The following is a 14,170-nucleotide window of genomic DNA, read 5'->3' on the forward strand; positions in this document are numbered from 1 at the left end:
TGCGCTCCGCGAATCACAACCGGAAGAGTATTCGCAACCAGAAAAGTTGGAAAGCAGAGCGGTTGTGCAGGCCGACCTGCTTGTGCGCGCCGGTTGCGCGCTCTAGAGCAGGGCCGGAATAATTTTCTGCGTGACGGAACAAGACCATGCGATTGGGCGGACGGCTGGCTGCGGCCATCGAAGTGCTGGAAGACATCGGCCGGCGCCACCGGCCGGTGGCGGACGCGCTGAAGGATTGGGGCCTGTCGCATCGCTTCGCCGGCGGCGGCGACCGTGCGGCGATCGGCAACATCGTCTATGACGCCTTGCGCCACAAGCGTTCCGCCGGCTGGCTGCTGGGGCAGGACACGCCGCGCGCCATCGGCTTCGGCGCGCTGCTGCTCGAATGGGGCCAGACGGCACAATCGCTCAACGAGGCGCTTGATGGCGACAAGTTCGCACCGCCGCTGCTGACCGCCGCCGAGCTTCAGGCCATCGCCGACCATCGGCTCGCCGACGCGCCGGACGCGGTGCGGGCGGATGTTCCCGACTGGTGCGCGCCGCTTTTCGAGCGAGCCTTTGGCTCGACCTGGGCCGACGAGGGCGCGGCGCTGGCAACGCGCCCGCCGCTCGACCTCAGGGTCAACACCTTGCAGGCCAACCGCGACAAGGTGCTGGCCGAACTGACGGGAACTGGCGCGAAACCCTCGGCAATCGCGCCACACGGCATCCGCATCCCGCCGATCGACGGCGACGGCCGGCACCCGAACGTGCAGGCCGAGCCGGCTTTCCAGAAGGGCTGGTTCGAGGTCCAGGACGAAGGCTCGCAGATCGCGGCCGCCCTTGCCGGGGCCGAAGCCGGCATGCAGGTGCTGGATTTCTGCGCCGGCGCCGGCGGCAAGACGCTGGCACTGTCGGCTTCGATGGAAAATCGTGGCCAGATCTTTGCCCATGATGCGGAGAAAGCACGGCTGGCACCGATCTTCGACCGCATCCGTCGTTCGGAAAACCGCAATGTGCAGGTGGTCACCAAACCCACAGAACTCGCGCCGCTCGGCAACCACATGGACATCGTGCTGGTCGACGCCCCATGCACCGGCAGCGGCACCTGGCGCCGCCGTCCCGACGCCAAATGGCGGCTGACGCAGAGACAGCTCGATGCCCGCAAGGGCGAGCAGTCGGCGATCCTCGATGCGGCCAAAGCCTATGTCAAACCGGGCGGCCTGCTGGTCTACATCACCTGCTCGGTGTTCGATGAGGAAAACGGTGAGCAGATCGCGGCCTTTCGGGACCGTAACAGCGGTTATGTTCCCGTCGACCACCGCCGGCTCTGGGACAGCCGTTTTCCCGGCCATGAGGCAGCCGCACGCATCGGCGCCAAAGGCGACATCTCGCTGTCGCCGGCGCTCAGCGGCACCGATGGGTTTTATCTCTGTGCGTTACGCAGATCGGCCTGAATCCAATTCCTGACGGATGCGCGGCGCCGGCCGGCAGGCCAGGTCGATTGTGCAGTGCAGCAAAAGCATTTGCCTGCCGTCCATGCCTCTGCAATAAGCTTATCCGCGTAGAGGAAGGCAGCGGCAATGGCAGCAAAGATCGTACCCGCCCCGGACTATGAGGATCGCGTCAGGACCTCCTTCGCGCGCCAGAAGGCGATGGCCACGATCGGCGCCGAACTGACGCTGGTGACGCCCGGCATCATCGAGATCGAGATGCCCTATTCGGTGGCACTCACCCAGCAGCACGGCTTCCTCCATGCCGGCGTCATTTCGACGGCGCTGGACTCGGCCTGCGGCTATGCCGCCTTTTCGCTGATGCCGGAAAATTCCGGCGTGCTGACCATCGAGTTCAAGGTCAACCTCCTGGCGCCGGGCAGGGGCGAGCGCTTCCTGTTTCGCGGCTCGGTGACCAAGCCGGGCCGCACCATCATCGTCGCCGACGGCCAAGCCTACGCCTTCGCCGCCGACGGCGAGGCCAAGCTGATCGCCACCATGACCGGCACCATGATGACCGTGGTCGGGCGTGATGGCATAGAAGGGTGAGTGGCCGGTTCGCCGCAGGCGAATCCATCGTGCCGGTGGCACGATGGAAGGCCACGAACGCCGGGAGCTGCCGGAGGCAGCGGGTCCCGGCGAGCGGCGGTGCAGATAAGCAGATGATCCGGCGGAGAGGAGCAAATCATCATGACCGGTAAAGTGTCGCGCCTGTCGGGCAAGGACGTCCTCTTCGTCATGGCGGCGCAGGCCGAATACGGCCCGCACCTCAAGCAGTTGTTCACGCCGTTGATGACCGGTGTCGGTCCCGTCGAGGCCGGCGTCAGGCTGGGTGCGGAACTCTCCTGGCTGAAATCGCAAAAGGCACTGCCGGATCTCGTTGTTTCGCTCGGCTCAGCCGGCAGTCGGACGCTGGAGCAGACGGAGATCTACCAGGCGGTTTCGGTCAGCTACCGTGACATCGACGCTTCGCCGCTCGGCTTCGAAAAGGGTGCGACACCCTTCCTCGACCTGCCGGTAACCGTGCCATTGCCCTTCAAGATACCGGAGATCAGGCAGGCGACCCTGTCGACCGGCGCAGCGATCATCACCGGTGCGGCCTATGATGCTGTTAGCGCCGACATGGTCGACATGGAGACCTTCGCCTGCCTGCGCGCCTGTCAACTGTTCGACATTCCGCTGATCGGTCTGCGCGGCATTTCCGACGGGGCGGCCGATCTGCGGCATGTCGGCGACTGGACCGAATATCTTGAAGTCATCGACGAGAAGCTGGCGGACGCCGTCATGCGGCTTGAACAGGCAATCGGCGACGGCGCCCTTCGGACGGAACCATCCCATGAAGATGCCAGACCAGCCTGAAAGTCGGGCTACGCAACCCATTGCGCCGACTCGTTTCTTTCTCTAAACGCTCGCCATGAAAACAGCCAATCATCCCGACACCGTCCTGATTGTCGATTTCGGCAGCCAGTTCACCCAGCTCATCGCCCGCCGCATCCGCGAGGCCGGCGTGTTTTCCGAGATCGTGCCATTCCAGTCGGCCGAAGCGGCATTCAAGCGCATCAATCCGAAGGCCGTCATTCTGTCCGGCGGTCCGGCTTCGACCGGCGATATCGGCAGCCCGCGCGCGCCGCAGATCGTCTTCGATTCCGGCGTGCCGGTGCTTGGCATCTGTTACGGCCAGATGGCCATGTGCGTGCAGATGGGCGGCGTTGCCGAAAGCTCCGATCATCGCGAGTTCGGCCGCGCCTTCGTCGAGATCCAAAAGGACAGCCCGCTGTTCGAGGGCCTGTGGGCACCCGGCCAGCGCCACCAGGTGTGGATGAGCCATGGCGACCGCGTCATCTCCTTGCCCAAGGGCTTCGAAGTGTTCGGCAAGTCGGAAGGCTCGCCCTTCGCCATCTTCGGCAACATCGAGCGCAAGATGTACGGCATCATGTTCCATCCCGAGGTGGTGCATACGCCCGACGGCGCCCGGCTGCTCAGGAATTTCGTCCACAACATCGCCGGCATCGAGGGCGACTGGACCATGCGCGCCTACCGCGAGCACGCGGTCGAGACGATCCGCAAGCAGGTCGGCAAGGGCAAGGTCATCTGCGCGCTGTCGGGCGGCGTCGATTCCTCCGTTGCGGCGCTGTTGATCCACGAAGCGGTCGGCGACCAGCTGACCTGCATCCTTGTCGACCACGGCCTGATGCGCAAGGACGAGGCCGCGGGCGTGGTGGCGATGTTCCGCGAACACTACAATTTACCGCTCATTCTGGTGAACGCGTCGGACCGTTTCATCGACGCCCTCGAGGGCGAGTCGGACCCGGAGAAAAAACGCAAGACCATCGGCCGGCTGTTCATCGAGGTGTTCGAGGAAGAGGCCAAGAAACTCGGCGGCGCCGAATTCCTGGCGCAGGGCACGCTCTATCCCGACGTCATTGAAAGCGTCTCCTTCACCGGCGGCCCGTCAGTGACGATCAAGTCGCACCACAATGTCGGCGGCCTGCCCGCGCGCATGAACATGCAGCTTGTCGAGCCGCTGCGCGAACTGTTCAAGGATGAGGTCAGGGCGCTGGGCAAGGAGCTTGGCCTGCCCGAAAGCTTCATCGGCCGGCACCCGTTTCCAGGCCCGGGTCTTGCCATCCGTTGCCCCGGCGGCATCACCCGCGAAAAGCTGGAGATCCTGCGCGAGGCCGACGCCATCTATCTCGACGAGATCCGCAAGGCCGGCCTCTACGACGCCATCTGGCAGGCCTTCGCCGTGCTGTTGCCGGTGCAGACGGTCGGCGTGATGGGCGATGGCCGCACCTACGAGTTCGTCTGCGCGCTGCGTGCCGTCACCTCGGTCGACGGCATGACGGCGGATTTCTACCACTACGACATGGCCTTCCTCGGCGCCGCCGCCACCCGCATCATCAACGAAGTCCGCGGCATCAACCGCGTCGTCTACGACGTGACGTCGAAGCCGCCGGGAACAATCGAGTGGGAGTAGGAGTTAGTAGTCTGGACTGCTCCGGCGTAGTTTTTCGCAGAAAAAGCAACGATTTGCGGTTTATCTCATTCACTATCGATGCTGCATCATCAACTGAAGTCTCCGACTGTCTAAGTCACTGATTTTTCTGGCCCCGTGCAAACGAGGGCTTCGTTGCGTGTGAAGGGCAGCAGATCAATCTGGCGGTACTTTTGACGGTACTTTTCGTACGTGAATCAACGTCCGAGAAAGGACCGTCACCCGTTTCTCGGCCTGACGCTTTTTGTAGGTCAACCATTTGAAATAAATGGCTTTCCCGGTGACGTTTCGGCGCGAACAGTACTTTAAAGCGCGTCGCGTTGAAACGGATTCATGCGACGCGCTTTAAGTCTTTGTTTTCATGCATGTCGTTGTCCCAAACCGGGGCCACTTTTGGGCGACATGCATCAGCCGCACGTCCTACCGTCAGCGCAAGTCCGCATTTGTGAGATTGGGCGCCGGTGTGTCTTGAGATCGCCTCATTGGCTGACCGCAATCAGAATTCTAGGCGATGCCGCCCAAAAGTTCCTCCGCCCTGGAAACAGCGGCCGCCTGATGTGGCTGCAAGGGTTGGCCGGCATAGCTTTCGAAGACCGGCAGGAACGGGTCGTCGATATGCGTCCTGATGCCGGACAGTTGCTCCATCACCGCCAGGCCGCAATAGGGAACGTAGGAGGCCGAATAGCCGCCCTCATGCGACATCATCAGGCGCCCGCCGCAGAGGTCGTCCGCCGCCTGCATCAGCATCCGCGTCATGTCGCGGTAGCTACCGCTATGCAGCATCATGCGCCCCAGCGGATCGGCCGCCGAGGCGTCGAAGCCCGACGGCACGACGATGAGATCAGGCTTGTAGCGATTGAGCGCCGGTAGCACGACGCGTTCGAAGACGGACATGTAAGCGCCGTGGCCGCAGCCGGCCGGCAGCGGTACATTGATGTTGTAGCCTTCGCCCTTGCCCTCGCCGCGTTCCTTGTGAAGACCGCTGTCATCCGGATAAAGACCGTCCTGATGGATCGAGATGGTCAGTACCGACGGGTCCGAATAGAAGGCGGACTGGGTGCCGTTGCCGTGATGAACATCCCAGTCGACGCTGGCGACCCGCTCGAAGCCATGTTTGGCCCGGTTCTTCAGGATAGCGACCGGAACGTTGCCGAACAGGCAAAAGCCCATGCCTTGCCCGCGCTCGGCATGATGGCCGGGCGGTCGTACCAGCGCATAGCCATTGTCGGCATCGCCGCTCAACACCGCATCCATCACCGCTGCCGTGCCGCCGGCGGCCAGACAGGCGATTTCGTAGCTGCCATGGCCGAAGGGGGTGAGATAGCTCGCATCGCCGCCGCGCCCATCACTGAGCAGCTTGATACGGCTGATGTAGTCGCGGTCGTGAAACAGGGCGAGGTCATCCTCGCTCACCGCGACGGAGGCGATCTTATACAGTTTCTCGGTCAGGCCCGAAACCTCCATCAGATTGCGGAATCGGCGTTTCGTGTCGGCATTCTCCGCATGCTCGCCGGGCTCGATGGTCAGGCTCGGCTGAAAGAACTGCGCGGCATTGCCGGTCTCGTGCCAGAGATAGAGTTCGTGGAAATTCCAGCCTGTCGTCATGTTTTGTTTCCTAGCCCGCCAGGATCATTGACGCGGCGCGTTCGGCGATCATGATCGTCGGCGCGTTGGTGTTGCCCGACACCATTTTCGGAAAGACCGAGGCATCGGCGATGCAAAGCCCGTCCAGCCCATGAACCTTCATCGACGTGGGATCGACGACGGCCATCGCATCTGAACCCATGCGGCAGGTGCTGGTCGGGTGATAGAGCGTCGTGCAGTGGCCGCGTATATAGTCGGCGATCTCGGCGTCGCTCTCGCATTCGGCGCTCGGCGTGATTTCGCCGACGAGCATTTCGGCAAGCGGCGACTGCGCCGCGATGCGCCGGCTGATGCGGATGCCTTCGACCAGCGTGGCAATGTCCGAGCCATCCTCGTCGCTGATGAAGTAACGTGGATCGATCGCCGGATATTCGATTGGATTGGCCGAGCGCAGGCGAATCTCGCCGCGGCTGTCTGGCCGCTGCAGCGTGGTGTGCAGCGTGATGCCGGGCCTGGACGAAAGGAACCGAACATAGTCGCGATGCGGGCTGATGGCGCCGTAAAGCTGCAGGTCCGGCTCGATATCGGGCCGGCTCTTGACGAAGCCGCCCGCCGCCACCCAGGGTGAGGAACGCGGACCGCTGCGCGATGTCTGCCATTCCGCGAAGTCGCGCTGCAGCGTCTCGTCGGTCCAGGCGCCGACGCCGATCTTGTCCTTGGTATAGAAGGTGATCGGAATGTTGATGTGGTCCTGCAGATCCTTGCCCACGCCCGGGAGGTCGTGCACGGGAGCAACGCCGACCTGGGCGAGTTCGTCGGCCGGCCCGATGCCCGAAAGCAGCATCAGCTGGCAACTGCCGATCGAGCCCGAGGACAGCACCACCTCGCTGTCGGCGAAAGCGGTCTCAGGTTCGCCATTGACGAGATAGCGGATGCCCTTGACCCGGCCCTTCTCGACGATCAGGCCCGTCGCCAGCACACCGGTTTTCACAGTCAGGTTGGGTCGTTCCCGCGCCGGGCGCAGATAGGCCTTGCCGGTGCCCCAACGTTCGCCATTCTTGATGGTGAACTGGAACAGGCCGACGCCTTCCTGCTCGACGCCGTTGAAATCGCGGTTCTGCTTGTAGCCTGCGGCCTTGCAGGCCTCGATCCAGGCAAGCTCGTTGGGATCGACATGTCCGACATTGCCGATATGCAGCGGCCCGTCGGCGCCGTGCAGCGGGTCGTTGCCGAGTTCGGCATTGCTTTCACTGGCCTTGAACACCGGCAGCACGTCAGCCCACGCCCAGCCGGGGCAGCCCATCGCCGCCCAGCCATCATAGTCGGACGGCAGGCCGCGAATATAGATCATGGCGTTCAGCGCGCCGGAGCCGCCGATCATCTTGCCGCGCGGCCAGAACACCCGCCTGCCGCGGCAGGCGGCCTGCGGCTCGGTGTAGTAGCCCCAGTCGACTTGCGTGTTGAACATGGTCGGCCAGTCCGACGGCACATCCGAGGCGAGCGGCGCCTCGCGCCCGGCCTCCAGCAGCAGCACCTTGCGGGCAGGATCGGCGCTGAGCCGGTTTGCCAGCACGCAGCCGGCCGAGCCGGCGCCCACTATGATCGTATCGAACATCGTCAGTCTCTCACTTTCCGGCCGGGGTCGGGCTTTGCACAATGCTGCTTGCTGCCGGCTTGCTGTCGGGGCTGGCGCGACGGCGCCCGAGCCAGTCGATGAGATCACCAAAACGGCCGACCAGCCCCTTGGGCATCAACACCACCGACAGGGCGATGATCAGGCCGAGCCCGAGCGTGCGGAACTCGCCGCTCTCTCGCATCAATTCGTCAGCCAGCACCAGCACCACCGTCCCGACCAGCGGTCCCCAGAACGTGCCGACGCCGCCGACCACGACGATGGCGATGATGAACATAAGTTGCGACATCGACAGCACACCGGGGCCGATCGCCTGGAAATGCGCGGCATAGAAACCGCCGGCCAGCCCGGTGAAGAAGGCGGAGATGCCGAACACCAGAAGCTGCGCCTGGAAGCGGTTGACGCCGCGGGCCACCGCATAGCCCGGATTGTCCTTCAGCGCCCGGAAGGCAAGGCCGATAGGGCTTTTGACGATCGCGTAGGTGAAGACCATGGTGAGCGCGAACAGCACCGCGATGATGGCGTAATTGCCGACCAGCCACTGCGCCCGGAGCAAGGCCCTGGTGCCGAGGTCGCCGAAGCGGGCAAAGCCGACGGCGCCGCCGGTGAACTGGCGGCAGACGGAGCCGACCATGACGAAACATTCGGTGTCGGTGACGATCAGCAGATACATCGTCTGGGCGATCGCCAGCGTCAGCAGCGCCACATAGACGCCGGTCAGGCGAAGGCAGGCGAGGCCGACGACCAGCGAGAACAGCACGGAGCCCAGCGCGCCCGGCACAAGTGCTGCCCAGACGTTCCAGCCGAAATAGAAGCAGAGCATCGCCGTCGCATAGCCGCCGAACGCAAAGATCGCCATTTGCGCCAGCGAGAAGATGCCCGAGAAGCCGAACAGGAGGTTCCACTGCGAGGCGATCGTCGCATAGAACAGCGCCAGCACGATCTGGCCAAGGATGTAGCGGCTGTCGACCAGGAACGGCAGCGCGATCGCCGCCGCGATCAGCATCAGGCTGATGGCAAGATCAGTCCTGGCCGAGCGAGACATGGAGGAACGGGACATGGGGCGTGTCTCTGTCATGATGCCCCTCACATGCGCCGGATTTCGGCGTGGCCGAAAAGGCCGGACGGCCGCCAGATCAGCACGGCAATGACGACGAACAGCAGCGATGGAAAGCCCCACCTGGCGCCCAAGGCGTACTGAACGAAGGATTCGAGCAACGCCAGCCCAAGTGCTGCTGCGATGGCGCCCGGCAGATTGCCGAGACCGGCGACCACGCACATGATGAAGGCCTTCAGCATCGGGTCGTTGCCGAGTGGCGGCGACAATTGCGTCATCGACGAGACCATGACGCCGCAGATGCCGGCGAGCGCGCCCGACAGCATCAGCACCTGCAGGTAGACGCGGTTGACGGCGACGCCCATGAGCTGCGCCGCGTCGCGGTTCTGCGCCGTCGCCCGGATCGCACGGCCCATCCGCGTGCGGCCGAGCGCCGCCGAGACGACCACCATCATCACGACCACCACCGCGATGATCAGAAGGTTCTGCCAGGGCAGCGTCAGCGGCCCCAGGCGTAAGGCACCGGCGATCGAAACCGGCTGCTTCAGCGGCTGCCCGCCATAGGTCAGGAGAATGGCATTCTCGAGGGCGATGCCGATGCCGACCGTGGCGATCATGACGTTGGCTTCGAATGTCGATTTGTCATTCTGCAGGAGATTGCGAACGATCGCGAAATAGAGGATGGCGCCGGCCAAAGCACCCGCGACGATGGCACCGGCGAAACCGATCGCGACCGGCAGGCCGAGCGAGGTGATCACCGTGAAGGCGACGTAGCCGCCAAGCGTCAGCATCGCCGCATGGGCCATGTTGAGCATGCCCATCGAACCCCAGACCAGCGACAGCCCGACCGTCGCCAGCGCATAGAGCGCGCCCGAGGTGAAGCCGGCGACGAGAATGGCCAAGAGAACGTCGGTCATGGCGTCAGCCTCCGAGGTAGGTTGCGAGGAGTTCGTCGCGCGCCATCAGTTCGGGGGGCTTGCCTGACCAGACGATGGCGCCGTCGTCGAGCAGATGCAGGCGGTCGGCGAGGTCCTCGACCCGGGCCGGGTTCTCCTCCACCAGCAGGATCGTGCGGCCAGCCTTGCTCAGTTGCGAAATGACGTCGTAGACCTGATCGATGATCAGTGGCGCGAGGCCAAGCGACGGCTCGTCGATCAAAAGGATGCGCCCGCCCATCATCAGGCCGCGGCCTATGCCGACCATGCGCCGTTCGCCGCCCGACAGGCTCGAGGCGATCTGGTTGCGACGGTCGGCAAGCTTCGGCAGAAGCGCGTAGACCTCGTCCAGCCGACGCGTGATCTCGGCCTTGTCCGGCGCGAGATAGCCGCCCATCAAAAGGTTTTCGAGCACGCTCATCTGCGCGAACAGCATATCGCCCTGCGGCACGTGGGCGACGCCCAGCATCGCCGTCTCATGCGGCTTGCCGGACAGGCGCCGGCCGTCGATGCTGATCTGACCGCCGCGCAGCGGCACCAGGCCGGAAATGGTCTTGAGCAATGTCGACTTGCCATGGCCGTTCGGGCCGACGACGGTGATGAATTCACCGGCGTGAACGGTCAGCGAAATGCCCTTGAGCACGTCGAGTCCGTCATAGCCGCAGACGATGCCGTCGAGTTGCAGGACAGGTGGTTTTGCGGCTGCGCCCGTCATGGCGTTCCCCCCACCGCCGGATTCGTCATGGCGGCTTGCTCATCGAAGAATTTCTTCAGCCGTTTCTGCGTGCCCTGGCCGAGATAGGTTTCGACAACGGTCTGGTCCTCGGCGACCTTGTCCGGCCGGCCTTCGAATATCACCTTGCCATGGTGCATGATGATCACGCGGCTGGAGAGCGCCAGGAGAAAGCGCATGACGTGCTCGATCAGGACGATCGTCAGTCCCTGGTCGCGCAGTTTCAGCACCATCGCCATGATCTGGTCGATCTCGGCGACGTTGAGCCCGCCCACCGGCTCGTCGAGGAAGAGCATTTTCGGCCGGGTGGCGATGGCGCCGGCAATCATCAGCAGCTTGCGGTCGAGCACCGGCAGCCGCGCCACGGTCTCGTCGGCCTTGGCCGCAAGCCCGACGAAGTCCAGCGCTTCGATCGTTGCCTGCCGGACATCCTCGCCGAGGCGGAAGCCGGCCAGCCTTCGCCGCTGCCGGCCGAAATACGCGGCGATCTCGATGTTTTCGCGAACGGTCAAGCTGTCGAAGGCGGCATTGAGCTGGAAGGTGCGGGCGATGCCGAGTTGGCAGATGCGGTCGGCCGGAAGCGCCGAAATGTCGGTGTCGCCGAAATGCACCCGGCCGCCACTGGCCGGCGTGATCCCGGTCACCACGTCGAAGAAGGTTGTCTTGCCGGCGCCGTTTGGCCCACCAATGCCAACGATCTCGCCCGCATTGACCACCATCGACACGCCGTCGACGGCGGCCAGCGAGCCGAACCGTTTGACCACACTGTCACAAACCAGCATCGGACCGGCGGCCTCAGTCATATTTCTCACCCAATGGAGCCGGTCGGGCAAAGGGCCCGGCCGGTGTCGTTGGTTTCATTTCCGCGTCCGGTCACTTGATCCATGGCGGCAGGATGAAGCTGTCCGTGGCATAGAGCGCCGGCGCGATCAGCTTCGGATCGGTCTTGTAATCCTGATGCTGCAGGAACTGGTGCGGCATGCCAAGTGACGGATCGGCCACCTGCGTCGGATAGCAGAAGGCCGATTGGCCGGCCGGATCGGCCCGGTAGGTGCCGTTGACCCCGCGATAGACCAGGCGCTTCATCGCATTGGCCACCTTGGTGGTCTGCGCCTTGTCCATCGGTTCGCCTGGACCACCGGCGATTGCCGCGGCAAGCGCCCACATCCACAGGCCGTCATAGGTCTGCGATCCCGTGATGTAGGCCGAGTTCGGGCCGAATTTGGCCCGGTAGCTCTCGCGGAACGGCTTGGAGAAGTCGTCCGGCAGGCAGCCGATCACCGTCGAATAGACGACGCCGTTGACCGCCTCGCCGCCGATCTCGCGGAAAGCCGGCAGCGATGGTCCGTACTGCATGTAGATCAGGCTGTTGATCGGCTCGGCGAGGAACTGGACCATGAACTGCGCCAGGTCCTGCGGCAGGAAGTGCGTGACCAGGATCGCCGCCGGCGGGTCCTGGCGGAGTTTCGCCAGCGTTGGTCCCCACTGGTTGGTCGGGAACGGAACGGTCTCGAACAGGCTGACCTCGAAGCCGTATTCGGCGGCCTTGTCGCGGATCGCGTTGGCGATGACGATCGAATATTCGTTGGCAGACGGGATGATGGCGATCTTCTTGTTGGGCGCCTTCCATTTGCTGTCCGCGGCAAGCGTCTTGAGGAAGTTCAGGCAGCCCGGTCCATACCAGAACTCCGGCGGATCGCCCTGGAAGGAGCTGTAATAGCGGGCAGGGTCGGTCTTGAACTTCTCATTGTGCGAAATCAGCGTGTTGTAGTGCATCATGATGACGTCGTTGTCGGCGGCGACGTCCATCTCGATCATGTTGGTGCCGAGATTATAGCCATTGATGATGACCGGTGCCTCGAAGCGGTCGATCAGGCGCTGCATCGACTGGCTGACGAGGTCGGCGCCCATTTCCTTGGTGTCTTCGATGTGGATCTCGACAGGCCGGCCGAGAATGCCGCCCGCCGCATTGATCTCCTCGGCGGCAAGTTCGAGACCGTTCTTGAACTCGATGCCGTCGGCGGCGGCGATGCCGGACATCGGCAGGGCCGAGCCGACCGGAATGGGCTTGGTGTCCTGGGCGATCGCCGCAGTGTTCATATCGGCAAGAAGCGCGGCACCGGCCGCACCCGCGCCGACCACGCCCTGCAGCATTGCACGTCTGTTCATCATGGCAAAGTTCCCCTTTTGGCGTTGGTTAGAGTCTTTTCTTCATGCGAAATCTTTCACACCAGATCTTTCTGGCGAAACGCGTGGGTCATGGGCACGAAAGCGGCTTCCAGGTCGGCTGCCGCCGAAAGCACGCGGGCATCGTCGCCGCGCGCGCCGATGATCTGGAAGCCGACGGGCAGGCCCGCCTCGGTCATGCCGCAAGGAATGACGCAGGCCGGTTGCTGGCTGAGATTGATCGGGTAGCTGAACGCCGCCCATTCGATCCATCGCGAGAGGCCGCTGCCCAGAGGCACTTCAAGGCCAACGTCGAAGGCTGGAATCGATGCCCCCGGCGAAACGATGAAATCATAGTCGTCTAGCAGCCGGTCCATGGCGGCGCCGAATTCGGCGCGCTCCAACTGTGCGGCGACGAGCGTATGGACGTCGAACGCCGCCCCAGCCTGCGCGATCTCCAGGAAGCCCGGATCGATGCCCGCCCGTTCGCTCGGCGGAACCAGCGCCAGCCGCGCCGCGGCGCCGGTGAACCAATGATGCTGGAACAAATCGAGGAGATCGCCACCGGGAAGGTCAATCGGCTCGACCGTCGCGCCGAAGGCGTCGAAACACGTCAAGGCGTGGGAGACGACGGCGGCGATCCCGGAATCCAGCGCTCCTGAAGGCGGCTTCGACCAGTAGCCGATCCGGGCGCCCCGCAAAACTTCTTCGATCCGGCCAAGCGGCGCCAGCGTTCCCACGCCTTGCTGCCAGTCGCTGATATCGCGGCCGGACATGGCGCCGGCCATGACGGAAAGATCGAGTGCTGTCCGCGCCATCGGTCCGATATGGGCGACGGTTCCGAACGCGCTGGACGGATAGGCGGGCACGCGGCCGAAGGTCGGCTTCAATCCGGCGATGCCGGTGAACGAGGCCGGAATGCGGATCGAGCCCCCGCCATCGGTACCGAGATGGAAGACGCCGGCGCCGGTGGCGGCGGCCACCGCCGCTCCGCCGGAGGAACCGCCGGGGGTCTTTTGCGCATTCCAGGGATTGCGCGTGATGCCGCAGAGGCCGCTGTCGGTAATCGCCTTCCAGCCGAATTCGGGCGTCGTCGTCTGTCCGATGAAGACGGCGCCGGCTCTGCGCAGCAGGGCAACGGCGGGGGCATCCTTGTCATAGGCGGCGGAAGTCGTCGTCCTGCTGCCGTAACGCACGCTCCAGCCCTCGACCCAGACGATGTCCTTCAGCGTCGTCGGTATGCCGTCGGCCGCCGACAGCGGCTCGCCTGCCCGCCATCGTTTCTCGGAAGCACCTGCGGCCTCGATCGCACCCTTGCGGTCGATCATGGTGAAGGCGTTGAAAAGCGGATTGATCGCTTCGGCGCGATCCAGCGCCGCCAGCGTCACCTCGACGGGCGACAGCGATTCAGCGCGGTAGGCGGCGCTAAGCTCCGCAGCAGCCAGGCGGCATAGATCATCGGCGTCGGCAATGGGAGACAGCCCATTCGGCATGCAGTTCGAACCCCTCACTTCATGGCCGCTCTTGCGGCAGCCTTGTCAGCCCGGGCAATCTGGCGGGTTTTTTCATCACCATAAAATGTATTGTTGTGGGGA

At 64.0% G+C, this 14,170-nt stretch carries 12 protein-coding genes; 4 read left to right on the top strand and 8 right to left on the bottom strand.

Translation table 11 applies throughout. The annotated features are described in order from the left end of the window. Positions 1–146: 146 nt before the first annotated feature. From NKJ11_RS25010 to guaA, 4 genes are all read left to right on the top strand, one after another. Complete coding sequence (locus tag NKJ11_RS25010) at positions 147–1,436, top strand: RsmB/NOP family class I SAM-dependent RNA methyltransferase (RefSeq protein ID WP_352610057.1); 1,290 nt, start codon at positions 147–149, stop codon at positions 1,434–1,436. A gap of 126 nt (positions 1,437–1,562) precedes the next feature. Next, positions 1,563–2,021, top strand: a complete 459-nt coding sequence (locus NKJ11_RS25015; RefSeq protein WP_352610059.1) for a PaaI family thioesterase — start codon at positions 1,563–1,565, stop codon at positions 2,019–2,021. A gap of 141 nt (positions 2,022–2,162) precedes the next feature. Beyond that, complete coding sequence (locus NKJ11_RS25020; protein WP_352610060.1) at positions 2,163–2,831, top strand: 5'-methylthioadenosine/S-adenosylhomocysteine nucleosidase; 669 nt, start codon at positions 2,163–2,165, stop codon at positions 2,829–2,831. A gap of 55 nt (positions 2,832–2,886) precedes the next feature. Continuing rightward, positions 2,887–4,449: a glutamine-hydrolyzing GMP synthase gene (gene guaA, locus NKJ11_RS25025; protein WP_023809008.1), complete on the top strand. Its 1,563-nt coding sequence runs from the start codon at positions 2,887–2,889 to the stop codon at positions 4,447–4,449. A gap of 522 nt (positions 4,450–4,971) precedes the next feature. Here guaA and NKJ11_RS25030 read toward each other — a convergent pair. From NKJ11_RS25030 to NKJ11_RS25065, 8 genes are all read right to left on the bottom strand, one after another. Beyond that, complete coding sequence (locus NKJ11_RS25030) at positions 4,972–6,072, bottom strand: histone deacetylase-like amidohydrolase (protein ID WP_023809007.1); 1,101 nt, start codon at positions 6,070–6,072, stop codon at positions 4,972–4,974. Between the two features lie 10 nt (positions 6,073–6,082). Next, entirely contained in the window at positions 6,083–7,666 is a 1,584-nt protein-coding gene (locus NKJ11_RS25035; protein ID WP_352628398.1) for a GMC family oxidoreductase, read from the bottom strand. 10 nt (positions 7,667–7,676) lie between these two features. Beyond that, positions 7,677–8,744 (bottom strand): branched-chain amino acid ABC transporter permease, encoded by a 1,068-nt coding sequence (locus NKJ11_RS25040; protein ID WP_352628400.1) that lies wholly within the window; start codon positions 8,742–8,744, stop codon positions 7,677–7,679. A 26-nt stretch (positions 8,745–8,770) separates the two neighbouring features. After that, positions 8,771–9,658 carry a branched-chain amino acid ABC transporter permease gene (locus NKJ11_RS25045; RefSeq protein ID WP_128302560.1) on the bottom strand — a complete coding sequence of 296 codons (888 nt, stop codon included), beginning with the start codon at positions 9,656–9,658 and terminating at the stop codon, positions 8,771–8,773. A gap of 4 nt (positions 9,659–9,662) precedes the next feature. Further along, positions 9,663–10,391: an ABC transporter ATP-binding protein gene (locus NKJ11_RS25050; RefSeq protein WP_352628403.1), complete on the bottom strand. Its 729-nt coding sequence runs from the start codon at positions 10,389–10,391 to the stop codon at positions 9,663–9,665. After that, the gene (locus NKJ11_RS25055) at positions 10,388–11,212 is read right to left on the bottom strand and encodes an ABC transporter ATP-binding protein (protein ID WP_031212363.1); all 825 of its coding nucleotides are present in this window, start codon (positions 11,210–11,212) and stop codon (positions 10,388–10,390) included. The genes NKJ11_RS25050 and NKJ11_RS25055 overlap by 4 nt, the downstream gene beginning before the upstream one ends. Positions 11,213–11,282: 70 nt before the next feature. Next, entirely contained in the window at positions 11,283–12,581 is a 1,299-nt protein-coding gene (locus tag NKJ11_RS25060) for an ABC transporter substrate-binding protein (RefSeq protein WP_352628405.1), read from the bottom strand. Positions 12,582–12,634: 53 nt separating this feature from the next. Then, positions 12,635–14,068 (bottom strand): amidase, encoded by a 1,434-nt coding sequence (locus NKJ11_RS25065; RefSeq protein ID WP_352628407.1) that lies wholly within the window; start codon positions 14,066–14,068, stop codon positions 12,635–12,637. Between the last annotated feature and the right edge of the window lie 102 nt (positions 14,069–14,170).

The sequence above is a fragment of the Mesorhizobium sp. M0243 genome, from assembly GCF_040321775.1.
Classification (GTDB): Bacteria; Pseudomonadota; Alphaproteobacteria; order Rhizobiales; family Rhizobiaceae; genus Mesorhizobium.

What these genes read in the sequence shown, in the direction of transcription:
- NKJ11_RS25030 (WP_023809007.1), bottom strand. Translation starts at nt 6,072, where the DNA reads ATGACGACAGGCTGGAATTTCCACGAACTCTATCTCTGGCACGAGACC.
- guaA (WP_023809008.1), top strand. Translation starts at nt 2,887, where the DNA reads ATGAAAACAGCCAATCATCCCGACACCGTCCTGATTGTCGATTTCGGC.
- NKJ11_RS25055 (WP_031212363.1), bottom strand. Translation starts at nt 11,212, where the DNA reads ATGACTGAGGCCGCCGGTCCGATGCTGGTTTGTGACAGTGTGGTCAAA.
- NKJ11_RS25060 (WP_352628405.1), bottom strand. Translation starts at nt 12,581, where the DNA reads ATGATGAACAGACGTGCAATGCTGCAGGGCGTGGTCGGCGCGGGTGCG.
- NKJ11_RS25050 (WP_352628403.1), bottom strand. Translation starts at nt 10,391, where the DNA reads ATGACGGGCGCAGCCGCAAAACCACCTGTCCTGCAACTCGACGGCATC.
- NKJ11_RS25015 (WP_352610059.1), top strand. Translation starts at nt 1,563, where the DNA reads ATGGCAGCAAAGATCGTACCCGCCCCGGACTATGAGGATCGCGTCAGG.
- NKJ11_RS25020 (WP_352610060.1), top strand. Translation starts at nt 2,163, where the DNA reads ATGACCGGTAAAGTGTCGCGCCTGTCGGGCAAGGACGTCCTCTTCGTC.
- NKJ11_RS25040 (WP_352628400.1), bottom strand. Translation starts at nt 8,744, where the DNA reads ATGTCCCGTTCCTCCATGTCTCGCTCGGCCAGGACTGATCTTGCCATC.
- NKJ11_RS25010 (WP_352610057.1), top strand. Translation starts at nt 147, where the DNA reads ATGCGATTGGGCGGACGGCTGGCTGCGGCCATCGAAGTGCTGGAAGAC.
- NKJ11_RS25035 (WP_352628398.1), bottom strand. Translation starts at nt 7,666, where the DNA reads ATGTTCGATACGATCATAGTGGGCGCCGGCTCGGCCGGCTGCGTGCTG.
- NKJ11_RS25065 (WP_352628407.1), bottom strand. Translation starts at nt 14,068, where the DNA reads ATGCCGAATGGGCTGTCTCCCATTGCCGACGCCGATGATCTATGCCGC.
- NKJ11_RS25045 (WP_128302560.1), bottom strand. Translation starts at nt 9,658, where the DNA reads ATGACCGACGTTCTCTTGGCCATTCTCGTCGCCGGCTTCACCTCGGGC.